This is a genomic window from Yokenella regensburgei (assembly GCF_003634235.1).
Taxonomy (GTDB): domain Bacteria; phylum Pseudomonadota; class Gammaproteobacteria; order Enterobacterales; family Enterobacteriaceae; genus Yokenella; species Yokenella regensburgei.
Window position 1 is genome coordinate 382,547 of record NZ_RBIZ01000004.1, and the last position, 22,726, is coordinate 405,272.

The following is a 22,726-nucleotide window of genomic DNA, read 5'->3' on the forward strand; positions in this document are numbered from 1 at the left end:
AATCCTCTCATTGATTCATAAAGTTTTGCAGACGCATTCGCGTCTTACCTGAAACCAATAGCTGCCATCGCCAACGTGGTGTCGAGCATTCGGTTGGCAAAGCCCCATTCATTATCACACCAGACCAGCGTTTTGATGAGGTGCGCACCACTCACTCGCGTCTGCGTTCCATCAACGATGGCGCTGTGCGGATCGTGGTTAAAATCGGTGGAGACCAACGGCAATTCCGTATAGTCAACTATACCATGAAATGCTCCCAGCGCTGCTTTTTGCAGCAAGCTGTTGACTTCACAGGATTTTACCGGATTTTTCACCGTCACGCTAAGGTCGATCGCCGTCACATTTATCGTTGGAACTCGCACCGCAATCGCTTCAAAACGGTCATTAAACTGCGGGAAAATACGGGTGATCCCCGCCGCCAGTTTTGTATCAACCGGAATGATGGACTGACTCGCGGCACGCGTACGGCGCAAATCCGGATGATAAGCGTCAATCACCTGCTGATCGTGCATGGCAGAGTGAATGGTAGTTACCGTCCCCGACTCGATGCCAAAAGCATCATCTAACAATTTGATAACGGGGATTATGCAGTTTGTAGTACAGGAGGCGTTGGAGACAATGCGATGCTCGGCGCGAAGCTCGTCCTGGTTCACACCAAAGACGACGGTGGCGTCAAGATCGTTGCTGCCGGGATGAGAAAAGAGCACTTTCTTCGCGCCAGCCGCGAGGTGCGCTTCACCGTCTTCACGAGTGCCATACACGCCGGTGCAGTCGAGTACGACATCCACACCCAGCTCCCGCCACGGCAGCGCATCAATACTGCGCTCGTGGAGCAGACGAATTGCATCGTCACCGACGTACAGTTGCTCGTTCTCCTGACGGACATCCCAGGCAAAGCGGCCGTGGCTGGTGTCGTACTTCAATAAATGCGCGATGCCGGTAGCATCGGCAAGCTCATTGATTGCCACCACGGTGATTTCCGCCCGGCGTCCGGATTCATACAGTGCACGAACCACGTTACGCCCGATGCGACCAAAGCCATTAATCGCTACGCGTACGGTCATAGGTCTCTCGCTAGACTTTCCCTGATTTGAGGTGGCAAACAGAGTAATGCAGCCACGCCCTGAGGGAAACCTTGCCTGTCACAAACTGCGACTGATTGATTATTTGTCGAACATTTAATCGACTGAAACGGTTCAGCTAGAATAAGCGAAACCAAGAATAAAAGGAATGATTGTCCAGACAAAGAAGCCAGTTATCTGACATTCGTCACATTTTCTTTGGAATAATTGACGGGCGATTTCAGAGATTCAGGAATAGCAGGAACAGGAAGCGGAGGTGAGGAAAAAACAAAACGGTAACCCAATGGCTACCGTTTTTTGTGTTTGCCCCTCGCCCATGAGGAGAGGGTCAGAGGGCGGGCTAAAGCCTGCCCCTGCAAACGATTACAGCAGTTCTTTCGCTTTCGCGACTACGTTTTCGACGGTGAAGCCGAACTCAACGAACAGCTGTTCCGCCGGAGCTGATTCACCGAAGGTGGTCATGCCGACGATAGCGCCGTTCAGGCCCACGTATTTGAACCAGTAGTCAGCGATACCCGCTTCAATGGCCACACGGGCAGAAACGGCTTTCGGCAGTACGGATTCACGGTACGCGGCATCCTGCTTCTCGAACGCGTCGGTAGACGGCATGGAGACCACGCGCGCTTTCACGCCTTCGGCAGTCAGTTTTTCCCACGCGGCAACCGCCAGCTCAACTTCAGAGCCGGTCGCGATGAAGATAAGCTGCGGCTGACCGTCGCAATCTTTCAGCACGTAACCACCGCGAGCGATATCCGCCAGCTGTTTCTCGGTACGATCCTGCTGTGCCAGGTTCTGACGGGAGAGGATAAGCGCGGTCGGGCCATCGTGACGCTCAACGCCATATTTCCATGCCACAGCAGATTCAACCTGGTCACACGGACGCCACAGGCTCATGTTCGGCGTCACGCGCAGAGAGGCAATCTGCTCAACCGGCTGGTGAGTCGGGCCATCTTCGCCAAGACCGATAGAGTCATGGGTGTAAACCATCACCTGACGCTGCTTCATCAGCGCAGCCATACGTACCGCGTTACGCGCGTACTCGACGAACATCAGGAAGGTGGAGGTGTACGGCAGGAAACCACCGTGCAGGGAGATACCGTTAGCGATAGCGGTCATACCGAATTCGCGCACGCCGTAATGGATGTAGTTACCCGCCGCATCTTCGTTGATTGGCTTAGAACCAGACCACAGGGTCAGGTTAGAAGGTGCCAGGTCAGCGGAACCGCCGAGGAACTCAGGCAACAGCGGGCCAAAGGCTTCAATCGCGTTCTGAGAAGCTTTACGGCTGGCGATTTTCGCCGGGTTAGCCTGCAGCTTAGCAATCCACTCCTGCGCTTTCGCCGCGAAGTCAGCCGGCATTTCGCCCTTCATACGACGGGTAAATTCAGCGGATTCCTGCGGGAAGGCTTTCGCATAAGCAGCGAACTTCTGGTTCCAGGCAGATTCTTTCGCCTGGCCTGCTTCTTTAGCATCCCACTGCGCATAGATTTCAGACGGGATTTCGAACGGAGCGTATTTCCAGCCCAGCTGTTCACGAGTTGCAGCAACTTCCGCATCACCCAGCGGCGCGCCGTGGGAGTCGTGAGTACCGGCTTTGTTCGGAGAACCGAAACCGATAATGGTTTTGCACATCAGCAGGGACGGTTTGTCGGTCACTGCACGCGCTTCTTCAACCGCACGTTTGATAGCGGCCGCGTCATGACCGTCTACGCCACGCACAACGTGCCAGCCGTAGGCTTCAAAGCGCTTCGCGGTATCGTCGGTGAACCAGCCTTCAACGTGACCGTCAATGGAGATACCGTTGTCGTCGTAGAACGCAACCAGTTTGCCCAGTTTCAGGGTGCCCGCCAGGGAGCACACTTCGTGGGAGATACCTTCCATCATGCAGCCATCGCCCATGAAGGCGTAGGTGAAGTGATCAACGATGTCGTGACCCGGACGGTTAAACTGTGCTGCCAGGGTTTTCTCTGCGATAGCCATACCTACGGCGTTGGCAATACCCTGACCCAGCGGACCCGTAGTGGTCTCAACACCGGCGGTGTAACCCACTTCCGGGTGGCCCGGCGTTTTGGAGTGCAGCTGACGGAAGTTCATCAGCTCAGACATCGGCAGGTCGTAGCCGGTGAGGTGCAGCAGGCTATAAATCAGCATAGAGCCGTGGCCATTGGACAGCACGAAACGGTCGCGGTCTGCCCAGGCTGGGTTCTGCGGGTTGTGGTTCAGGAAATCACGCCACAGGACTTCGGCAATGTCAGCCATGCCCATCGGGGCACCCGGGTGACCAGACTTGGCTTTTTGTACTGCGTCCATGCTCAACGCACGAATAGCATTGGCAAGCTCTTTACGTGAGGACATTTTGACTCCAGATCGGACTGTTGAAGGCCATGCCAAAACGACTTGACGACAGCGCGTTTTGGGCTATGCCGGAAAAAAGTGTGAACAATGTAACCCAAGCGGCTGGTCATGTACATGGAGCATCCTTTTGGCCCTTAAGAAATCTCTGGATCACGCTCGCATGTTGCGCAATCTGCTCGCTCGCTTGTTGTTATTTTCTTTATACTTCCGCCACGGTCCGTTGCCGAAGGCGGCAGATCTTTTTTCAGAATCATCACAACCTGGTCGTGCGGAAGAGAACCAAATGAAAATTCGCCTTGCTTTAGTCGCTGTTGGGATGGCTACGCTGTTAACCGGCTGCCAGAATATGGATTCAAACGCGCTGCTAGGCTCAGGCGCCGAGGCGTTTCAGGCCTGGTCCCTGTCGGATGCCCAGGTTAAAGCCCTGAGCGATCAGGCCTGTAAAGAGATGGATTCCAAAGCGACCATCGCCCCGGACAGCAGTGATTACGCCAAACGCCTCGGCAAAATTGCCGCTGCATTGGGCGACAACATCAATGGTCAACCGGTGAACTACAAGGTTTATGTGGCTAAAGACGTGAACGCCTTTGCCATGGCAAACGGCTGTATCCGCGTCTACAGCGGCCTGATGGACATCATGAACGACAACGAAGTTGAAGCGGTCATTGGCCACGAGATGGGCCACGTTGCGCTCGGCCATGTGAAGAAGGGTATGCAGGTGGCGCTCGGGACTAACGCCCTGCGCGCGGCAGCTGCTTCAGCGGGCGGTATGGTCGGCAGCCTGTCACAATCGCAGCTTGGCGATCTCGGTGAAAAACTGGTGAACTCACAGTTCTCTCAGCGCCAGGAGTCCGAAGCGGATGACTACTCTTACGATCTGTTGCGCAAACGCGGCATCAATCCATCGGGTCTGGCCACCAGCTTCGAGAAACTGGCCAAACTGGAAGCGGGCCGTCAGAGCTCCATGTTTGACGATCACCCGGCCTCTGCGGAACGTGCCCAGCACATCCGCGACCGTATGGCAGCAGACGGAATTAAGTAAGTCTCCTCTCTGACCCTCTCCCTAAGGGAGAGGGTTTTCTGTCTGTCAATACAGCGTTTTCTGCGGCGGTCCGGCAAAGCGCAGGGCACCGATTTTGTCCATCCGAACTTCCACCACCGACGGCCCCGGCGTTGCCAGTGCTTCCGTCATCACCGCCTGAAAATCATCCGCACTTTCGACGCTCCACGCCTGCAATCCCATAGCCTGTGCCAGTTGGGTGAAATCCGGGGTGTGCAGCTCGTTGTAATACTGACGTCCACCGAAGTATTTATCCTGGATGCCGCGCATCACGCCATAGCCGCCGTCATTCATGATAAGCAGTGTGAGGTTAGCCTTCTCCTGCGCCATCGTCGCCATTTCACCAAGGTTCAGACTAAGCCCGCCGTCGCCAACCAGGCCAACGACCTTACGTCGTGGGTTTGCTACCGCGGTGCCAATCGCCATCGGCAGTCCCATGCCGATCGCCCCTGCCAGCGAATGAATATTGCAAAGCGGAGCCTGCGCCCGGAACAGACGGCTGCCCCACAGGCTGCCGGAAACGGTGATATCTCGCACCAGGATCCCGTCAGCGGGTAACGCACTGGCGATGGCGTCACTGAGGCGGGCGTAAGGTCCGCACTGCTCGCGCAGCCCCTGTTCGGCGATAGACACCGCTTCGCGCACCTGCAGATCCCACTGCGTGTTGCCCCATACCCGGCCCTGCACCCTTGAGGCCAGCGCGGTGAGTAATTCACGGCAGTCCGCCGTCAGGGTGTTATCCATCAGGTAATTACGGCTCGCCGCCGCCGGATCGATATCAATCTGAACTCGCGGCTCCGGCAGCGCCAGCGTCCAGGAGCGCGTTTCGTTGCTGCGCAGGCGAGACCCAGCCACCAGGGTAAAATCACACTGCCCCAGCAGCGCTTCAACCGACGGCGAGTTATGAAACGCCCGCAGGCTCGCCGGGTGCGAATCGGCTAAAATTCCACGCCCATGGGTGCTGGAAATCACCGTCATTCCAGCATCTGCCAGCTTTTTGACCGCATCCAGACAATGCAGCGCCCCACCGCCCAACCACAGCAGCGGCTGTTTCGCACGGTTGAGCTGCGCCCACAGCGCATCAACATCGGCGTCGTTCACCGCGGCAGCCGGTGTCGGTTTCACCGGCATCGTCACCAGTGAACGCGGTATCATCGCGCTCTGAATATCGATGGGGATTTCTACCGAGACGGGTCCGCACGGCGGCGTCTGCGCCTCCTGAATTGCCTTATGCAGAATGGCGACGGCCTGGTTGGCGCTGCTAACGCGATACGCCCGCTTTGAGCTTGCCTTCAGGAACGTCAGCTGATCGCGGGTTTCGTGGATAAACCCGGTGTCGGCATCAAGCCAGGCTTTCTCCACCTGACCGGTCAAATGCAGCAGCGGCGTCGAGGCGTTCAGCGCTTCTACCAGCGCCCCCACCGCGTTGCCAGCCCCGGCCCCCGTGCTGGTCAGCGCGACCCCAAGCCCGGTGAAACGCCCATGGGCATCCGCCATGGTCACTGCTCCGGCCTCGCCGCGGGAAGGGACAAAACGAATTTTCTCTCGCTGACCAATCGCATCGGCAATCGGCAGGTTGTGAATAGAGATAACGCCGTACAGCGCGTCAACCTGATAGTGTTCAAGTGTTCTGGCGATGGCCTCGCCCACGGAAATCATGTCACTCATAGCTCACCCTTTTTTTAGTCGCACCAGTGGTTGATGCCGTTCCCCGTCGCCAGATAAACGCTCTTCTGCTGCATCCAGGCTTTAAGTCCCTGAATGCCCTTCTCGCGGCCCAGACCGCTCTCTTTGAAACCACCAAACGGGGTTGAAACAGAGAAAACTTTATAGGTGTTGATCCACACCGTTCCGGCCTCCAGCTGTTCACTCAGGCGCAGCGCGCGCCCGCTGTCGCGCGTCCAGATACCGGCTGCCAGGCCGTATACCGAATCGTTCGCTTCCGCGATAAGCTCGGCTTCATCGCGAAACGGCATGGCTACCAGCACCGGGCCGAAAATCTCCTCCCGGCAGGTACGCGCCTGATTGTTCAGTCCTTCGATAATGGTCGGCTGGAAGTAGCTACCACCAGCAAGCTGTGGATCCGCCGGAACCTCACCGCCGCACAGCACCCGGCCACCCTCCTGCTGGGCCAGCGCCACGTAGTCCATCACACTCCGGCGATGTTTCTGGTTGATAAGCGGGCCGACGTGGGTGCCTTCGGTAAACGGGTTACCAATGCGCAAACCGCGCGTCAGCTCCAGCAGACGGGCCATCAGCGGTGCATATACATGCTGATGAACAAACAGTCTTGAACCGGCGATACAGGCCTGGCCGCCGGAGCTGAAGATGCCATAGCAGATACCGCGCGCGGCCTGCTCGATATCTGCGTCTTCCAGCACGATGGTTGGCGATTTACCGCCAAGCTCTAATGACGCCGGGATCAGTTTTTCTGCCGCCACATGCGCCAGATGACGGCCGGTGTTTGTACCGCCGGTAAACGAGATTTTGCGCACCCTCGGATGGTGCGCCAGCGCGTCACCAATCACCGATCCTTTACCCGGCAGCACGCTCAGTAATCCTGCGGGGAGCCCGGCTTGCTCGAAGATGCGCGCCAGCTCCAGCGCCATCAGCGGCGTTGCTTCGGCAGGCTTGAGGATCACCGCGTTTCCCGCCGCAATCGCCGGGGCAATTTTCTGCATTTCGCTGGCGATGGGGGAATTCCACGGCGTAATGGCGGCCACCACGCCCAGCGGCTCATAGCGGCTGAAGGTCAATACCTGCGCAATACGCGGCGTTGGCAGTTCGCCCTCCAGCAGTTCGCAGGCGGCGGCAAAATAGCGGGCGGTTCCGGCAGCGCTCAGCACCAGTCCCCGGGTTTCCGCCAGCGGTTTGCCGTTATCACGGCTCTGCATCTGCGCCAGTTCGTCCACCCGCGCCTCTATCTCGTTCGCGACGTGGTGCAAAATCCTCGCCCGCTGGTGCGGCAGCGCGTTGCGCCAGGCCGGTGCTCGCCAGGCACGTTCACCTACCGCAATCGCCTCTTCGAGATCGTCGAGGCTTGCTGCATTAAGCGTGGCGTTGAGCGATCCATCTGCCGGGAAGTGGCTCTGCAGAACCTCCCCGCCGCCCGGGCGCCATTTCCCACCAATGAAAATATCGAGAGCTTTCATGTTGTGTCCTTATTGCTGCGCCAGTTCACGACAGGCGCGCACCGCGCTCAGCGCCGCCAGCGTCGAGGTTTTCGGGTTACTGGCGAGCGGCAGCCCGCTCAGTTCAATATGAAATTCACCGAACAGCCCTTCCACATGCAGCGTGTGCGTATTGCGGGTAGTTGTCGGGTCAACCATCAGTTGCACGCGGGTTTCATCCATACCGATGCCGCCCAACGCTACGGTTGCCGCCACGTTGGCATTGGCCGGAAACAGACGCGCTGCCTCCCGCGCACTGCCTTCAAAAAAGATCTGCGCGCTGCTTACGGTGTCGAGGTTGATAAGCTTTTCCGCGTGGCTCCCGCGCCAGCTGGCCGGGCTTTTGCGCGAACGGTAAACCACCCGCTGCAGCCCTCCTTCTTTCGCCGCAGATAGACCGTCAATGCCCGCAACGGCTCCGGAAAGCAGGGTCAGTCTGCCACCAGCGTTGCGCAACCGGGCTTCAAGTTCCCGGTCGGCCAGCGCCCCGGTCGAAACCACCGCCAGATGCCAGCCCCGGCGTAAGATAGCCTCACCGTATTGCGCAACGGCCTGCTGGCTGGCGCACTCCAGCACTAAATCCGGCGTATCAGCACAGTCACCCGGCGACAGCAGCGGCATTACCGTGCCGTGAAAGCGTGCCAGAATCCCGGCATGGTGGTGCTCATGCGCCACAATCCAGCCAATAGCAACCGCCTCCGGCATACGCTCAATCACCGCCTGCGCCATCGCTCCATATCCCAACAGCATGATTTTTTTCATCTTCGCTCCCTACAGATGACGGTTAAAACCGCCCGACACGTCCAGAGCCGCGCCGGTGGTAAACGATGCCAGCGGCGAGGCAAGGAACAGCAGCGCCTGCGCCGGTTCCTGCGGCTTGCCAAGACGCTGCATGGGGATCCCGCGCTGACGGGCAATCTCTGCCGTCCACTCACCGAAGCTCTGCTGTTTGTCGCAGCGGGCTTCAAAACGGCGGCGCCACTGGCCGGACTCCACCATGCCGAGCAGAATGGAGTTCACACGAATGCCTTTGCTAATCAGCTCCTTAGAAAGCGTCAGCGTCATGTTGAGCAGCGCCGCCCGTGCCGCCGAGGTGGCAATCATGTGCTCCTCAGGCTGAAGCGCCAGCAGGGAGTTAACGCAGGTAATCGAGGCAATATCCGAGCGCTCAAGCTGGGGGATAAACGCCTGCACCGGGTTAATGACGCCGAACAGTTTGAGTTCAGCCTCATGCAGCCAGGCCGCTCGCGGGGTATCGGCGAAGTGCGCAACATAGCCCTGACCCGCGTTATTAATAAGCATGTCGGCACCGCCGAAGCGTGTTTCCACCGCCCCGGCAAACGCCTGTATCTGCGTGTCGTCCAGCACATCACAGCGCTGCGCCATGATTTCCGCCTGCGGATACTCGTTCATCAGCGCCGCCTGCGCGCTGGCGAGCCTGTCCGGATCGCGCCCGCAGAAAGCCACCTTTGCGCCTTCCGCCAGCAGCAGGCGCAGGGTTTCAAAACCAATACCGGATGACCCTCCGGTCACTACCGCCACCCGTCCTTCAATTTGCGCCTGCATGGCGAACTCCTTCAACGACACGTAATAATTGTTGGTTAAACGCCTGAGGGTTATCGAGATAACAGGCGTGTCCGGCTTTCGCTAACGGCTGCCAGCCCATGCCATAGCGCAGCGCCAGGCCATAAGCCATCTCGGGCGAAGTAATGCAGTCCTGCTCGCCGCACCAGACCTCAAACGGATCGCGATAATCGCCCAGCCAGCGGTGAATATCGTCATACGCCAGCATCCGCGCTGCCGCCAGATAGCCCGCTTCCGTCAGGCGGCGCATCCCGGCCGCCACCGTCGCGATATCCTCTTCGCGCGCCCCCGGGTGCAGCAGCTTCGCCGCCCTGCTTTCGGCAAGCGCCTCTACCCCGGCGCTGATTTGCGCTTCGCGCTTACGCCAGACCTGCTCGCGCTGGGCGGGTTCCGCCTGCCCGTAGCCCTGCGCCGGAGAAGCCAGTACCAGCGCCTGTACCCGCTGCGGGCGGCTGGCGGCAAAGGCGCTGGCCACCAGCGCCCCCAGCGAATGCCCGACCAGCACGACGCGCTCAATTCTTAGCGCATCCAGCAGCGCCGCCAGCGCATCGGCATAATCACTCGCCATCGCTTTGGTTACCGTCAGCATCGGGCTGTTGCCGTAGCCCGGCATATCCCAGGCCAGTACCCGACAGCCCGGCAACGCCATTTGCTTATGCCAGGAGGACGCCCCGGAACTGATCCCGTGCAGCAGCATCACCGGCGTACCCTCTCCCTGTTCACGAAACGCGGTCATCGTCCCCTCCTCAGTTGCGTTTGACCTGGGCTAACGGATGGTCTACCGGATAGGTCGGGATGTGCGGCTTCGATGTACCGAGCATGACGCACATCAGCGCCTCTTCTTCCCCGTGGTTAAATAGCCCGCGATAGATCCCGGCTGGCACGGAGATAAGATCACGCTCGCGCAATACGGTTTCGGTGTAATGGTCCCCGTCCTGCACCATCAGGGTGATTTGTCCCTTCAGCATGAAGAACACCTCTTCGACGTCGTCATGCAGGTGCATGGGTCCTTCGCATTTCGCGGGCAGCACCATGGTGGAGAAGGTGAAATGCTCAGCGGGAACGGTGTTGGTATCGTTTGCCACGCCGGTTGCCCCGGTGCCGATATAACGCATCTGAGCGCGACGATATTTCGGGTCGAAGTCGGCCTGAAACTTCAGCGCATTCCAGTCATATTTACGTCCTTCAAAGCGGGCGATGCGCGATTCGATCCACGCCTCCATGGTCAGGTTGTCCGGTTTAACGACGGGTGGTTTGGTAACGGTTGAATCAGTCATGGCAATCTCCTCAGTAGCGTGTCAGCATCGGCAGCAACAGCGCGCAGCCCAGCGCGGCCATGACCACCAGAAAGAAAAGTCCGGAATCCATACTGCCGGTGAAACTAATCAGGGCGCCCATTACCGCAGGCGACAGCGCCCCGGCAAAATTCCCCAGACCGTTGAAAATGCCGCCTGCTGTGGCACTGACCCCGGAGTGGGTGGCTTTCGCCAGCAGGGCAAAGATATTGGGTGCACCAATCCCCCACATAAAAGTGCTGAAAGACATTGCCGCAATCACCGTCAGGGGCGTGCTGTAGTGCATCACGGCGATAAGCCCGATACCTGCGCCCGCCATCGAGATAAAGCAGGCGGCGGCACGTTTATCGAGCTTGTCAGAGAGCCACGCCCCCAGCACTTCCCCCAGCAGCATGGCGATAAACGGCATAGAAGAGAGCCAGCCCGCGTGTTCGAGGTGGATCCCTTTGCCGTTGATGAGATACCCCGGCAACCAGCCGTTGATCCCCCAGAGATAGGTCAGGAAGGCGATATTAAAGACGCAGATCATCCAGAAGTGCGGGCTAACCAGCAGCTCGCTGCGCGCCGAACGCCGGGTGTTCTGGCTCTCGGTGGCGGTTTTTCCCCGGCTTGCCAGCTGCACACCGCGCAGCCCAATACGCACCAGTACCAGCACCGGGAGCGTCAGCAGCGCCATGGTGAAGAAGGTGCTCTGCCAGCCAAAATGGTTGAGCAACGTCAGCGAAAGCGGGAAACCAATTGCCGCCCCGAACGGTGTCCCCAACAGCCACAGCATGGTGGCTCGCGCCTGCAAATGTGCCGGGAAGGTCTGGCGGATAATGGTAAAAGCCAGCGGGAACAGCGGCCCCTCGGCGATACCGAGCAGGATACGCAGCACCAGCATCAGGCTGTAGCTATGGGTAAAGCCCATCATCAGCATCAGCACGCACCACACCACCATCATGCCGGTGAGCAGGCGCAGCGGTGCAATACGGTCGCCCAATCCGCTCAGCAGGACGGAAGAGATCCCGTAGCTCAGCAGGAAGGCGCTCATGAGTAATCCAAGGCGAGTGGTATCGAAATCGAGCCCCATCGCCTGCTGGAATTCGGGGTCAACAAACAGCGCCGCGATGCTGATTTTGTCGAAGAACGCCAGCAGCACGCAGGCCAGCAGCGACAGCGGGATCGACCAGCGAACCGCTTTTTTCGGCGCGAGGGCGCCCTCACCGCGCGCGTCATCTGCCGCGGTGTTTGTCTCTAATGTGGTCATGTCTCCCCCTACGGGTACACGGGCGCTAACGCAGTGACATCAAAGAAAATTCAGGATCGTCGAGCGGCACATCGCGCAGATCCCGTCGGGCGGCTATCCAGCGCTTCGCAAGCTTAACGGTCCTCGCATCGTTAAAGGCAACCAGCTGCTCGAGGGTGCCGTCAGCCGCCAGCGAGAAGAACAAGGGGCCTTTGGGATCGCGGCGCACCACCATCCGGCAATCGGATCGCGGTACCCCGAGGATCTGAATGTTGTGCTGATATTGATCTGACCACAGCCAGGCAGGCTCGTCGTAGCCCGGCGCGCTGTCGTTGAGCATCGCTTTGGCCGTCGCCACCGCCTGATTTTGCGCAAAGGCCCACGACTGTAGACAGAGTCCGTACTGGTGGTGCTGTGCGACGTCACCGGCGGCATAAATCAGCGGATCGGACGTTCTTCCCTGCGCGTCTACGATAATGCCCTGCGCCGTGGTCAGCCCCGCCTGGCGGGCCAGGCTTACGTTGAGCGTCACCCCAATCCCCACCACCACCGCGTCGAACAGTTCGCGTTTGCCATCGCACTGAATCACCGGCAGCCCGTCAGCATCTTCCAGCTCCATCGCGCCGCAGCCGCAGCGCACATCCACCCCCTGCTCGCGGTGCAGGTGCAGCAGTTCGGCAGAAACCTCGGCCCCTACCGAGCGCATGCACAGCGCAGGCTGCTGTTCAAACAGCGTGACCGCCACACCCCGTTTACGCGCTGAGGCGGCTATCTCCAGCCCAATCCAGCCGCCGCCGACGATAGCCAGTTTGGCGCAGTTGGCGAGACGCTGCTTCAGCCGCTGGGCATCCTGCCAGTGGCGCAGGGTGTATACCTGCGGGTGCTGTGCCCAACTGTCCCCTGGCAGGCGGGCGCTGCCGCCGGTCGCGATCAGCAGTTTGTCGTAGTGCAGCGTGTCACCATTGCTGAGCTGAATGCGATTCGCGGTACGATAAATCGCCATCGCGCGCAGCGGGCGGTACCAGCGCAGGTCAAGAGAGCGCTGAACCTCTTCACTGAACAGTCTCGGCAGTGCCGGGACCTCATCAAGCAGCGCGGCTTTCGACAACGGCGGGCGCTCGTAGAAATCCCACGGCTCGTCGCTCACCACGGCAATTTCACCGTTAAATCCCTCATCGCGCAGCGTTTTTGCCGCCCACCCTCCGGCCTGACCGCCGCCGATAATGATGATTCGTTCTGTCATAACGCCTCCGTCTTCTTCTGCTGACGACGGGTATCGTGGTCAATGCCACCCTCTACGGCCCACTCGGTAAAGGAGACCAGCGAATGTTCCAGCTCACGCGGCTGCCACTTTTCCGTCAGGTAATCATCGTTGGTGTAGTATTCGAACGCGCCGCCGGTGGGGCTGTTGACGTACCAGAAATAGGCGGAAGAAACCGGGTGACGACCGGGGCCGATAAACGTGCTCCAGGCGTTGCGGTTCATAGCGATACCGCCACCTGCCACTTCATGGATATCGCGCACGGTAAACGCCACGTGGTTGAGCCCGCGTTTGCGGTTCGGGAGTTGCAGCAGGAACAGGTTGTGGTGACCGCCGCGCGTCTGGCAGCGCAGGAACACGGCGCGGTTGATATAACGATCGGAAACCTGAAAGCCAAGCACCTCACGATAGAAACGCTCGACTGCCGCCAGCTCTTCGACAAAAAACACCACATGGCCGATGTTGACCGGCGTGGCTTTGTCATACACCGGGCTTGGGGTGTCGATCCGACGCATATCGCCCCACTGATTAATCGGCTCGACGTGAAGCCTCACTTCCGTTTGCTGCGTCACCTGCACCCGCAGGGTCATGCCGTTCGGGTCACGGCACTCCAGCGCACCGTCGACCTCACGAAAACCCGGCTGCTTTGCAAGCTGCGGACGAAGCGCGTCAAGCGCCGCGCGGTCAGCCACCGCCCAGGTCATGCGCCGCAGGGTATTTCCGGCTTCAAACGCTGGTGGCAGGTCAGGATCATTCGTCGGTTTCAACGCCACGCTCGCGCCGCTGAGGGTAGTAAAGTGGCGCCCACCGGCGTCACCGCGCAGGCCGAAGTCCGCCATAAATTTGCTGCAATCCGCCAGGTTGTCGACGCCAAATTCCAGCTTTTCAATTCCAGTGATGCTCATAATGGGTTGCCTCTTTACCGTTCAGTTGCCTTTTTTGGGCGTATGAGGGGCCCGACGCCCGCCAGCGCCTGAATGTAATTATTTGATTTAACTAGCTTTCGCCAGATACCCCAGGAAGCCGGAGATTTTCTCTGCCGCCGCACGGACTTCGTTCAACAGGCGACGTTTATCCGTAGACGGCACCTCTTCGGCAGGTACCATGATGCTCACCACCGCCGCTACCCGCCCACTGCGATCGTAAATCGGCCAGACGATTGAGGAGATCCCCTGACGGAAGAAGGATTCACCGATGACGTAGCCGCGCACTTTGTCCTGCTGCACCATTTCCCACAGCGCTTCGCGATCGTAAAGCTGGCCCGGCACGTTGCCCGGCAGGCGCGCATCCGGGAACAGTTTTTCGTACTCTGCACGGCTAAGGTCAGTGAGAAGCACCCGCCCAAGCGAGGTGCAGTGCACCGGCAAACGTGTCCCGATACTGACCTGATTGACCCGCGAACCTGCGGCGCTAACGCGGGCCACGTAGATAATGTCGCGACCGTCGCGGATAGCCAGGTGGCTGCTGCACTGGCTGCTGTCGCGCAGCTGTTCAATCACCCGTTGCCCCACCTGGGCGACATCCAGCGACGCAATGTATTCGAAGCCGAGCCGCAGCACGTTCATTCCCAATGAAAACGTGTTGGTACGCGGATTACGTTCCAGAAACCCCAGGTACTCCAGCGTCTGTACTACCCGATAGGCGGTCGCTTTCGGCATCCCCACCAGCCGGTGCATTTCGGCAAACGTCAGGTCGCGATGCTGTTCGCTGAACGCCATCAACAATTGCAAACCCCGCTCAAGTCCTGGCACCAGATATCTCGTTTCCTGCTCGTTGGCCATACCGTCTCCGCCACGCTTAGTTAAAGACAAATCCACCGTTCACCGGTAGCAGTTGCCCGGTGATAAATCCGGAAAGCGGGCTCAGGAGCCACACTACGCTGCCGGTCACATCTTCAGGCTGCTGTGCACCGCTAAGCGCCCGGCCATTTTCATACAGCTGATGGCGCTCCGCCGGGACGTACTCCGTGGCTTCAACCCGGGTAAGGCCTGGCGCAATCGCGTTGATACGTATACGTCTTTCACCCAGTTCACGCGCCATCGAACGGGTCATGGAAATCACTGCCCCTTTGCTGGCGACATACGCCATCAGGCGCGGTGCCCCCCAGAGCGCGGTATCCGACGCCACGTTGACGATGGCAGAACCTTCACGCATCAGCGGTACGGCTGCACGGGTCACAAGCCAGGTGCCTTTGACGTTAACCGTCATCACCTTGTCCCATAGCATCGGGTCGTACTCCATCATGTCTTTGCCGCCGACGCCGGTCGCCAGCGCCGCGTTATTCACCAGCCCGTCGACGGCGCCGCGTTTGCCGATGTCGCTGAATGCCTGGGCGATCGACTCTGCGTCCGCGAGATCTATCCACTGCGTCTCAACTCGATAGCCCTGCTGGCGTAAACGCTGCGCGCTTTCTGCAAGTTCACCCTTGAGGATGTCGCACAGCACCACCGTGGCCCCTTGCTGAGCGCAGGCCAGCGCGAAGTGGTAACCCAGACCATGCGCTGCGCCGGTAACGACGATGCGTTTGTCGTTAAGCAATCCATTCATCAGGCAGCTCCCTGCGCGGCTTCGCGCCGGGCAAGCTGCTCTTTCGCGGCTTTCTGCATCATCCGGCGCAGGCGTGAGAGCCCCACATCATGCTGATAGAGGTATTCATGGTCGCGGGCGTTCGGAGCCATGTTTTCCAGCACCACGCGATCCTGCTCCAGGACTTCCCAGTGCAGTTTTTCCAGACGATTACGGTACATAAAACGCCACAGGTCACGCTGCCAGCCTTTCACGCCACGAATACGCCAGAAGAACACGCGGCAGTTGTCGTTGTCTTCCGGAACCACCATGCCGACAATCCAGAAGTGACCGCCGGGCCCGAAGCGTTTTTTGTACGGGATGGACAGGCGCATCCAGTACGCACCGCTGGAGCCCAGTTCAACCCAGTCGAAGTTAACGCCGCTCTGCCCTTTCTTCTCAAACACAAACCCGCTCTGCGTTGGCTGCAGCACCATATCGGCCTTACGGTCGCCTTCCGCCATCGAGTGCGACGACGAGTGCAGGTAGGTGCCGTGCATCGGATCCATCACGTTTTCGAGCGCGTACTGGTAATTACACTGCCACGCGGCGGTGCAGAGGAAATGGCTGTAGGTTTCGCTATCGGCAAGCTCTTCCGGAAAGCTCAGTTCGTCAGGCTGCTGGTCAGCGGTAACGCCAAACCAGAGGAAAATCGCGCCGTGGGCTTCCTGTACGTTGTAGCTGCGCACGCACTGTTGCCCCACCAGCGGGCAGCGGTCGACGGCCGGAACATCTTTAACTTCGCCACTGCCCGCCACTTCCAGGCCGTGGTACCAGCAGGCAATGCGGTCGCCGAGGTTCCAGCCCATCGACAGACGCGCACCGCGGTGCGGGCAGCGGTCCTCCAGCGCCTGAACCTGGCCATCTTTATTCCGCCATACCACAATCTGTTCCCCAAGGCGGGTGATACCCACCGGCGCGGATTGCACTTCCCAGCTCGCCAGCACCGGATACCACAGACCGCGCAGCCCTGTGTCGAGATATTGCTGAACCGTCGTTGTCATCGCCCTCTCCTCAGTATCCGTTAACCTGTAAAAATGCCTGGAAACTGCTTTCGCTCCACGCCTCGCCCTGCTGGTCATACATTTTTATTTGATTCAACCCATGAACCAGTTCCGGCAGGGTTTCGACTCCCCGTTCAAACAGGGTTTCCAGGGTGGCGATTAGCGACAGCTCCCAGCTTTCCGGCTGGCGGCTGCGGGTCTGCCAGACCAGATTCTGATACTCACCGGGTTTATGAATATTGCCGCTGCCGCCTTCCGACGGCGGCGTGAACTGGCGACTTTCCGGCAGGGATGGGTTGAACGCCCGGAATTCGCTCATACCACGCTCTCCTCGATGAAGGTAATCTGGATCTGGTTTTCAAAAATCCGTACCGGGTAACGGTTGAGGTTCCGCTCACCTGGGCCGTGCAGGCACTTCCCGGTTTTGATATCGAACACCGCTTCATGCAGCGGACATTCGACTTTGCCATCTTCAACAAATCCCTGACTTAACAGGGCATAAGCATGCGGGCAGACGTCCTCCAGCGCGTAATATTCACCGTCGATAAGATAAATGCCGATGTCTTTACCCTCGACATTGCCGCTAAAAGGAAAATCTTCCTGCACTTGCTTCGCGTCACACACGCTTATCCAGCTCATCATGATCCTCCAGCTGTAAGTTTCATATATGAAACATTGTTTCTTATTTAATACGGTCAATATAAAAGCGATCACTATTTCGTCAAGGCGTGATGTGACAAATTTGTTAAACACTTTGTGATTAATTAATTAACTGTGGAAGCGATCACGAAAAATAATGTCGATGAGAGCGTCGTTTTTAAAGAAAAGCAGATCTCGCTGTTTATTGAAAAACATTCATCAATGCAAAAATGAGGGGGAAGCTATGAAATTAAGGAATGATAAATATAAAGATTGGGAAAACATGAAGTTTCACCTGTGAAACTTCAATTATAATTAACCTTTAAAAACAATGAGTTTCACCAATGAACCAATTTACTCCTGTGACTATCACCTTGCAGGAAAAATAATAACCACATTTTATTATGGTATTAGCGTAAAACCTTGAGAATGATTTAAAGATGAGAAATAAAACGAGGGGTTAACTGACAGGGGATTTTGCCTGATGTCCAGAATAATATGCTGAAAAGATGCTGCCGAGTATTATTTCTCAGCAGCATTTTTATTTCAGACTTATTCGCCTTTTTTGGCAGCCTGCAGATAGAGCATTTCCAGCGCCAGGGTCGCCGCAGCCAGCGCGGTGATTTCAGACTGGTCGTATGCCGGAGCAACTTCTACCACGTCCATCCCAACGATGTTCAGGTCTTTCAGGCCACGGACCAGCTTGATCGCGCGATCGGAGGTCAGGCCGCCGATAACCGGAGTACCGGTACCCGGTGCAAACGCCGGATCCAGGCAGTCGATATCAAAGGTCAGATAAACCGGCATATCACCGACAATCTGCTTCACCTGAGCGATAACATCATCAACGCTACGATCGTTCACCTGGCCTGCGTCCAGCACGGTGAAACCATTGTCTTTATCGAACTCGGTACGAATACCGATCTGCACGGAGTGGTTCGGATCGATAAGCCCTTCGTTCGGCGCAGTGAAGAACATGGTGCCATGGTCAAACTCACAGCCGTTAGCATAGGTATCGGTGTGCGCATCGAAGTGCACCAGCGCCATTTTACCGAAGTGCTTCGCGTGGGCACGCAGCAGCGGCAAAGTAACGAAGTGGTCACCGCCGAAGGAGAGCATACGTTTACCGGCTGCCAGCAGTTTTTCCGCGTGCGCCTGCAGCTTCTCACTCATTTCACGCGCATCACCAAACGCGTACACCAGATCGCCGCAGTCCACGACGTTCAGACGTTCGCGCATATCGAAGTTCCACGGGAAGCGATTGTGCTCCCACGCGAGGTTGGTGGACACCTGACGGATAGCCGCCGGACCATGACGACCGCCCGCGCGGCCAGATGTCGCCATATCGAACGGAACGCCGGTGATAACCCAGTCAGCATCGCTGTCGTAGGGCTGGAAGTTCATTGGCAGACGCAGGAAACCAAAGGCGTTGGAAACCAGGGAGTTGTCGTACTGATGACCTAAAGTGCTCATGTCCTGACCTCTTCTAAAGTCGATACATTAAAAACAGATGAAAAAAAATCCCCTCCGCGTCGTTAGGCCCGACGAGGAAGGGATTATTCGAATTCAGTTTGTCTGCGGATTATCGCCGCAAATTCATACGGGTTCAAGCACCAGCATTATAGACAATTTCAGAATATCTGCCCCTCAGCCCTGATAAGGTAAAATTTGACCTGAAAGGAGGCATTTTAGCCTGAAACAGGTAAAATATTACCGAAAAAAGAAAAATCACAAACTAATAAAAAGGTATTATACTACCTATAAATGCGGTTTAATGATGATTAAAGGTACATTTTTACCCATGAATGATTTTACCCGGGCCATGACCGACAGCGTGCTGGCAGAGAGATTATTCAACCGCCTGGAAGCACGGCGTAAAGCGATGAAAATCACCCAGCTAACGCTCGCTGAACGCGTTGGTATCACGCCCAAAACCTACCGGGCGGTGAAGAGTGGCTCGTGCAGCCTGCTTATTTTTATCAGCATTCTTCGTGAGCTACAGTTGCTGGAGAATCTGGATACGCTGGTTCCCACCGCCACGCTGCGGCCTGCAGAAGTCTGGGCCCAGGTCTCCAGGGCGGGGAAAAGGCAACCGTCCACGGCCACCAAAGCGATGCAGATCCGCAGCATGATGGAAAAACGCAAGAAATATAAAACAGGGGAGTAAGAGATGATTGCGAATGCGTGCAAAGTACAGTTCTCTGGCGTAGACGTCGGCACGCTGGCAATAACCGATGACTCACCCTGGATCTCTTTTGAGTATGACGCCGCCTGGGTTGCGGAGGGGTTCTCCCTTTCTCCACTCCATATGCCGCTCACCACGGCCCCGCAGAATTTCCCGGCGCTGGCCACCGATACCTGGCGCGGTCTCCCGGCGGTGTTCGCTGACTCCCTGCCCGACGATTTTGGTAACGCGTTAATTAATAGCTGGCTCACCCGGCAGGGGCTGGATAAAGCTCAGTTTGGTGCACTGGACCGACTGCTTTATACCGGCACGCGGGGGATGGGAGCGCTGGAGTATCAGGATGCCATCGACCTTCCTGCGAACCGTGCCGAAGAGCTTCAGCTTTCCTCTCTCGTCGAGCTGGCGCAAAAAGTACTGAACGAACGCAATCATGTCGATATTGACGCCAGCGAGCAGCACGCGATGTCGCATCTTCTGCAGATAGGCACCTCGGCCGGTGGAGCCAGACCTAAAGCCGTTATTGCGGTGAACCACGACAGGAGCCATATCCTTTCCGGCCAGGTCGCGGTTCCGGAAGGCTTCGAGCACTATTTACTGAAATTTGATGGGGTAAGAGAGCAGCACGCGGATCAGGAGACCTTTGGCGATCCCCGAGGTTTTGGCCTGATGGAATACAGCTATTATCAGATGGCAACCCGCTGCGGTATCACCATGTCACCCTGCGAAATCCTGTCTGAACATGGGCGAAGCCACTTCATGACCCGCCGCTTCGACCGGGAAGGGAATCAGAAATACCATGTTCTGACCCTGTGCGGCATGGACCATGCTGATTTCAGGAAACCCGGGCAATACAGCTATGAAGAATTGCTCAACGTCGCCCGCCAGTTGGGGCTTCCCATCAGACAACAGGAGCAGATTTTCCGCCGCATGGTGTTTAACGTGGTCGCCAGAAATCATGACGATCACACGAAGAATACCGCCTTTCTGGTGGATGATGATTTCCGCTGGTTGCTGGCTCCGGCCTATGATGTGGCGTATAGCTACAAGCCAGGTTCGCCATGGGTAGACCAACATCAAATGACCATTGCCGGAAAACGCGACCACTTTACCCGGGACGATTTATTATCGGTCAGTACGCTGATCACCCGGTTTAGTGAGAAGAAAGCCAATGCCATTATCGATGAGATAATCGGTGAGGTGAAACGGTGGCCAGAGGTGGCAGAAGAGAATGGTGTCTTCCCGGCGCTCAGGGATGAAATAACCCGTAACCTGGTGCTGGAGATATAAAAAAACGGGCGCCGCAGCGCCCGTCTATGCGGTTACTCGTCTTCCAGGTAAGTGTACCCGTAGAGACCCGCTTCGAACTCTTCCAGGAACTGCTTTTGCAGTTCTGCATCGAGACCGGTGTTTTTCACCTGGTCGCGGAACTGCGTCAGCAGCGTGTTCGGATCGAGCTGCACGTACTCCAGCATATCCGCCACGGTATCCCCTTCGTCAGACAGCTCAACTTCAACGCTGCCATCCGGGAAGACAAACACGTCAACCGCTTCGGTATCCCCGAACAGGTTATGCATGTTGCCGAGGATCTCCTGATACGCGCCGACCATAAAGAAGCCCAGCATCGGCGGGTTTTCCGGATCGTACGGCGGCATCGGCATGGTGGTCGCAATACCGTCACCATCGATGTAGTGGTCGATAGCACCATCGGAATCACAGGTGATATCCAGCAGCACGGCGCGGCGCTCAGGTACCTGATTCAGCCCTTCAAGCGGCAGAACCGGGAACAGCTGATCGATACCCCAGGCATCCGGCATCGACTGGAACAGCGAGAAGTTGACGTAAATCTTATCCGCCATACGTTCCTGCAGCTCATCGATAATTGGACGATGCGCGCGGTTGCTCGGATCGAGCTGCTTTTGCACCTCGTGGCACATGCTCAGATACAGCTGCTCTGCCCACGCGCGCTCCTGCAGGTTAAAGGTACCCGCCGAGTAACCGAGGTGGATATCATGCAGATCCATCTGGCTATCGTGCAGCCATTCACGCAGTGAACGGCGCGTGCCCGGCTGGTTCATCTCCTGCCAGGTTTCCCACATGTTCTGCAGCGCACGGGACGCATCTTCCGCCGGCGCCGTCGGCTCGGTGTATTCGTTACGCTCAACGCCGATGATGTTAGAGACCAGCACCGTATGGTGTGCGGTGACGGCGCGCCCGGATTCGGTAATGACCGTCGGGTGCGGCAGGCCGTTCTCTTCACAGGCATCGCCAATCGCCCAGATGATGTTGTTGGCGTATTCGTTGAGACCGTAGTTCACGGAGCAATCGGACTGCGAACGTGTGCCTTCATAGTCTACGCCCAGACCGCCACCAACATCGAAGCACTGGATGTTGACGCCAAGTTTGTGCAGCTCCACGTAGAAGCGCGCGGATTCACGCACGCCGGTCGCGATGTCGCGGATGTTGGCCATCTGCGAACCGAGGTGGAAGTGCAGCAGCTGCAGGCTGTCGAGGTGCCCTGCTTCACGCAGGATCTCCACCAGTTGCAGAACCTGAGTGGCCGCCAGGCCAAACTTGGATTTCTCCCCGCCGGAAGACTGCCATTTGCCAGAACCCTGAGAGGCCAGACGCGCACGCACGCCAAGGCGCGGCACCACGTTCAGTCGCTCAGCTTCTTCCAGCACAATCGCGATTTCAGACATCTTCTCGATGACCAGATAGACCTTGTGGCCCATCTTCTCACCCACCAGCGCCAGACGAATGTATTCACGGTCTTTATAGCCGTTACAGACGATCACGCTGCGGGTCATGCCGGCATGCGCCAGCACCGCCATCAGCTCCGCTTTAGAACCGGCTTCCAGACCCAGCGGCTCGCCGGAGTGGATCAGCGATTCAATCACGCGACGATGCTGGTTAACCTTGATCGGGTAAACCAGGAAGTAGTCGCCGTTGTAACCATAGGATTCACGCGCGCGTTTAAACGCGGCGTTAATTGAGCGCAAACGGTGCTGCAGGATCTGCGGGAAGCAGAACAGTGCAGGCAGGCGTTGCCCCTGCGCTTCACGTGCTTTCACCAGTTCGGCGAGATCGACGCGTGCTTCAGGTACGTCAGGATCCGGACACACGGTGATATGCCCCAGTTCGTTGACGTCGTAGTAGTTATTGCCCCACCAGGCAATATTGTAGGTACGTAGCATCTTGCTGGCTTCCTGGGAGCTCATCGCAATCTCCTGCATAGAACGTAGTACACCCTGTTCGCCTGCTGACGAAGGCGAAACCAAAGAAATGTCGTCAGACATAG

21 protein-coding genes are annotated in these 22,726 nt (G+C 57.6%); 3 read left to right on the forward strand and 18 right to left on the reverse strand.

From position 1 onward, the window contains the following. Positions 1-44 precede the first annotated feature (44 nt). Positions 45-1,064, reverse strand: a complete 1,020-nt coding sequence (epd, locus tag C7387_RS13230) for an erythrose-4-phosphate dehydrogenase (protein ID WP_006818371.1) — start codon at positions 1,062-1,064, stop codon at positions 45-47. 381 nt (positions 1,065-1,445) lie between these two features. Then, positions 1,446-3,437 carry a transketolase gene (gene tkt / locus C7387_RS13235; RefSeq protein WP_120816850.1) on the reverse strand — a complete coding sequence of 664 codons (1,992 nt, stop codon included), beginning with the start codon at positions 3,435-3,437 and terminating at the stop codon, positions 1,446-1,448. A gap of 283 nt (positions 3,438-3,720) precedes the next feature. Between tkt and loiP the strand changes: the two genes are divergently transcribed. Continuing rightward, entirely contained in the window at positions 3,721-4,479 is a 759-nt protein-coding gene (gene loiP / locus C7387_RS13240; protein ID WP_120816851.1) for a metalloprotease LoiP, read from the forward strand. Positions 4,480-4,524: 45 nt separating this feature from the next. On the opposite strand, the gene C7387_RS13245 is transcribed toward loiP, so the two are convergent. The 15 genes from C7387_RS13245 to speB all read right to left on the reverse strand — a co-directional run bounded on the left by C7387_RS13245 (position 4,525) and on the right by speB (position 18,716). Next, positions 4,525-6,165 (reverse strand): thiamine pyrophosphate-binding protein, encoded by a 1,641-nt coding sequence (locus C7387_RS13245; RefSeq protein WP_120816852.1) that lies wholly within the window; start codon positions 6,163-6,165, stop codon positions 4,525-4,527. Between the two features lie 14 nt (positions 6,166-6,179). After that, positions 6,180-7,649: an aldehyde dehydrogenase gene (locus C7387_RS13250; RefSeq protein ID WP_120816853.1), complete on the reverse strand. Its 1,470-nt coding sequence runs from the start codon at positions 7,647-7,649 to the stop codon at positions 6,180-6,182. Positions 7,650-7,658: 9 nt separating this feature from the next. Beyond that, the gene (locus C7387_RS13255) at positions 7,659-8,429 is read right to left on the reverse strand and encodes an aspartate dehydrogenase (RefSeq protein WP_006818366.1); all 771 of its coding nucleotides are present in this window, start codon (positions 8,427-8,429) and stop codon (positions 7,659-7,661) included. A gap of 9 nt (positions 8,430-8,438) precedes the next feature. Further along, positions 8,439-9,233 (reverse strand): SDR family oxidoreductase, encoded by a 795-nt coding sequence (locus tag C7387_RS13260; RefSeq protein WP_120816854.1) that lies wholly within the window; start codon positions 9,231-9,233, stop codon positions 8,439-8,441. Further along, positions 9,217-9,987: an alpha/beta fold hydrolase gene (locus C7387_RS13265; RefSeq protein WP_120816855.1), complete on the reverse strand. Its 771-nt coding sequence runs from the start codon at positions 9,985-9,987 to the stop codon at positions 9,217-9,219. Before C7387_RS13265 ends, C7387_RS13260 begins: the two co-directional genes overlap by 17 nt. A gap of 10 nt (positions 9,988-9,997) precedes the next feature. Next, on the reverse strand, positions 9,998-10,528 hold the full coding sequence (locus C7387_RS13270; RefSeq protein WP_120816856.1) for a cupin domain-containing protein: 531 nt from the start codon (positions 10,526-10,528) through the stop codon (positions 9,998-10,000). Positions 10,529-10,538: 10 nt separating this feature from the next. Continuing rightward, complete coding sequence (locus C7387_RS13275) at positions 10,539-11,795, reverse strand: MFS transporter (RefSeq protein ID WP_120816857.1); 1,257 nt, start codon at positions 11,793-11,795, stop codon at positions 10,539-10,541. A 25-nt stretch (positions 11,796-11,820) separates the two neighbouring features. Beyond that, positions 11,821-13,017 carry an NAD(P)/FAD-dependent oxidoreductase gene (locus tag C7387_RS13280; protein WP_006818361.1) on the reverse strand — a complete coding sequence of 399 codons (1,197 nt, stop codon included), beginning with the start codon at positions 13,015-13,017 and terminating at the stop codon, positions 11,821-11,823. Next, positions 13,014-13,940, reverse strand: coding sequence for a VOC family protein (locus C7387_RS13285; RefSeq protein WP_006818360.1), 927 nt, complete (start codon positions 13,938-13,940; stop codon positions 13,014-13,016). The genes C7387_RS13280 and C7387_RS13285 overlap by 4 nt, the downstream gene beginning before the upstream one ends. Before the next feature lie 87 nt (positions 13,941-14,027). Beyond that, on the reverse strand, positions 14,028-14,816 hold the full coding sequence (locus C7387_RS13290; RefSeq protein WP_006818359.1) for an IclR family transcriptional regulator: 789 nt from the start codon (positions 14,814-14,816) through the stop codon (positions 14,028-14,030). 16 nt (positions 14,817-14,832) lie between these two features. Continuing rightward, positions 14,833-15,582 carry an SDR family oxidoreductase gene (locus tag C7387_RS13295; RefSeq protein ID WP_120816858.1) on the reverse strand — a complete coding sequence of 250 codons (750 nt, stop codon included), beginning with the start codon at positions 15,580-15,582 and terminating at the stop codon, positions 14,833-14,835. Then, a complete protein-coding gene (locus C7387_RS13300) occupies positions 15,582-16,604 on the reverse strand; it encodes an aromatic ring-hydroxylating oxygenase subunit alpha (protein ID WP_120816859.1) in 1,023 nt (340 codons plus the stop codon). The genes C7387_RS13295 and C7387_RS13300 overlap by 1 nt, the downstream gene beginning before the upstream one ends. Positions 16,605-16,614: 10 nt before the next feature. Beyond that, positions 16,615-16,923, reverse strand: coding sequence for a recombinase-like helix-turn-helix domain-containing protein (locus tag C7387_RS13305; protein WP_006818356.1), 309 nt, complete (start codon positions 16,921-16,923; stop codon positions 16,615-16,617). Continuing rightward, a complete protein-coding gene (locus tag C7387_RS13310; protein WP_038255558.1) occupies positions 16,920-17,243 on the reverse strand; it encodes a Rieske (2Fe-2S) protein in 324 nt (107 codons plus the stop codon). Before C7387_RS13310 ends, C7387_RS13305 begins: the two co-directional genes overlap by 4 nt. Before the next feature lie 552 nt (positions 17,244-17,795). Beyond that, positions 17,796-18,716 carry an agmatinase gene (gene speB, locus C7387_RS13315; RefSeq protein ID WP_006818353.1) on the reverse strand — a complete coding sequence of 307 codons (921 nt, stop codon included), beginning with the start codon at positions 18,714-18,716 and terminating at the stop codon, positions 17,796-17,798. 328 nt (positions 18,717-19,044) lie between these two features. Here speB and C7387_RS13320 point away from each other — a divergent pair, with 328 nt between their 5' ends. Together C7387_RS13320 and C7387_RS13325 are read left to right on the forward strand one after the other, a co-directional pair. Then, positions 19,045-19,410, forward strand: coding sequence for a helix-turn-helix domain-containing protein (locus C7387_RS13320; protein WP_244922376.1), 366 nt, complete (start codon positions 19,045-19,047; stop codon positions 19,408-19,410). Positions 19,411-19,413: 3 nt separating this feature from the next. Beyond that, positions 19,414-20,715, forward strand: coding sequence for a type II toxin-antitoxin system HipA family toxin (locus tag C7387_RS13325; RefSeq protein WP_038255562.1), 1,302 nt, complete (start codon positions 19,414-19,416; stop codon positions 20,713-20,715). Positions 20,716-20,747: 32 nt separating this feature from the next. On the opposite strand, the gene speA is transcribed toward C7387_RS13325, so the two are convergent. Beyond that, on the reverse strand, positions 20,748-22,724 hold the full coding sequence (gene speA / locus C7387_RS13330) for a biosynthetic arginine decarboxylase (RefSeq protein ID WP_071777508.1): 1,977 nt from the start codon (positions 22,722-22,724) through the stop codon (positions 20,748-20,750). Positions 22,725-22,726: the final 2 nt, after the last annotated feature.

Bases quoted from the DNA above. Each gene is read 5' to 3' on its own strand.
- C7387_RS13245 (WP_120816852.1), bottom strand. From the start codon at position 6,165: ATGAGTGACATGATTTCCGTGGGCGAGGCCATCGCCAGAACACTTGAA.
- C7387_RS13285 (WP_006818360.1), bottom strand. From the start codon at position 13,940: ATGAGCATCACTGGAATTGAAAAGCTGGAATTTGGCGTCGACAACCTG.
- C7387_RS13325 (WP_038255562.1), top strand. From the start codon at position 19,414: ATGATTGCGAATGCGTGCAAAGTACAGTTCTCTGGCGTAGACGTCGGC.
- C7387_RS13295 (WP_120816858.1), bottom strand. From the start codon at position 15,582: ATGAATGGATTGCTTAACGACAAACGCATCGTCGTTACCGGCGCAGCG.
- speA (WP_071777508.1), bottom strand. From the start codon at position 22,724: ATGTCTGACGACATTTCTTTGGTTTCGCCTTCGTCAGCAGGCGAACAG.
- speB (WP_006818353.1), bottom strand. From the start codon at position 18,716: ATGAGCACTTTAGGTCATCAGTACGACAACTCCCTGGTTTCCAACGCC.
- C7387_RS13275 (WP_120816857.1), bottom strand. From the start codon at position 11,795: ATGACCACATTAGAGACAAACACCGCGGCAGATGACGCGCGCGGTGAG.
- C7387_RS13320 (WP_244922376.1), top strand. From the start codon at position 19,045: ATGAATGATTTTACCCGGGCCATGACCGACAGCGTGCTGGCAGAGAGA.
- C7387_RS13260 (WP_120816854.1), bottom strand. From the start codon at position 9,233: ATGCAGGCGCAAATTGAAGGACGGGTGGCGGTAGTGACCGGAGGGTCA.
- C7387_RS13290 (WP_006818359.1), bottom strand. From the start codon at position 14,816: ATGGCCAACGAGCAGGAAACGAGATATCTGGTGCCAGGACTTGAGCGG.
- epd (WP_006818371.1), bottom strand. From the start codon at position 1,064: ATGACCGTACGCGTAGCGATTAATGGCTTTGGTCGCATCGGGCGTAAC.
- C7387_RS13300 (WP_120816859.1), bottom strand. From the start codon at position 16,604: ATGACAACGACGGTTCAGCAATATCTCGACACAGGGCTGCGCGGTCTG.
- tkt (WP_120816850.1), bottom strand. From the start codon at position 3,437: ATGTCCTCACGTAAAGAGCTTGCCAATGCTATTCGTGCGTTGAGCATG.
- C7387_RS13280 (WP_006818361.1), bottom strand. From the start codon at position 13,017: ATGACAGAACGAATCATCATTATCGGCGGCGGTCAGGCCGGAGGGTGG.
- loiP (WP_120816851.1), top strand. From the start codon at position 3,721: ATGAAAATTCGCCTTGCTTTAGTCGCTGTTGGGATGGCTACGCTGTTA.
- C7387_RS13270 (WP_120816856.1), bottom strand. From the start codon at position 10,528: ATGACTGATTCAACCGTTACCAAACCACCCGTCGTTAAACCGGACAAC.
- C7387_RS13305 (WP_006818356.1), bottom strand. From the start codon at position 16,923: ATGAGCGAATTCCGGGCGTTCAACCCATCCCTGCCGGAAAGTCGCCAG.
- C7387_RS13250 (WP_120816853.1), bottom strand. From the start codon at position 7,649: ATGAAAGCTCTCGATATTTTCATTGGTGGGAAATGGCGCCCGGGCGGC.
- C7387_RS13310 (WP_038255558.1), bottom strand. From the start codon at position 17,243: ATGAGCTGGATAAGCGTGTGTGACGCGAAGCAAGTGCAGGAAGATTTT.
- C7387_RS13265 (WP_120816855.1), bottom strand. From the start codon at position 9,987: ATGACCGCGTTTCGTGAACAGGGAGAGGGTACGCCGGTGATGCTGCTG.
- C7387_RS13255 (WP_006818366.1), bottom strand. From the start codon at position 8,429: ATGAAAAAAATCATGCTGTTGGGATATGGAGCGATGGCGCAGGCGGTG.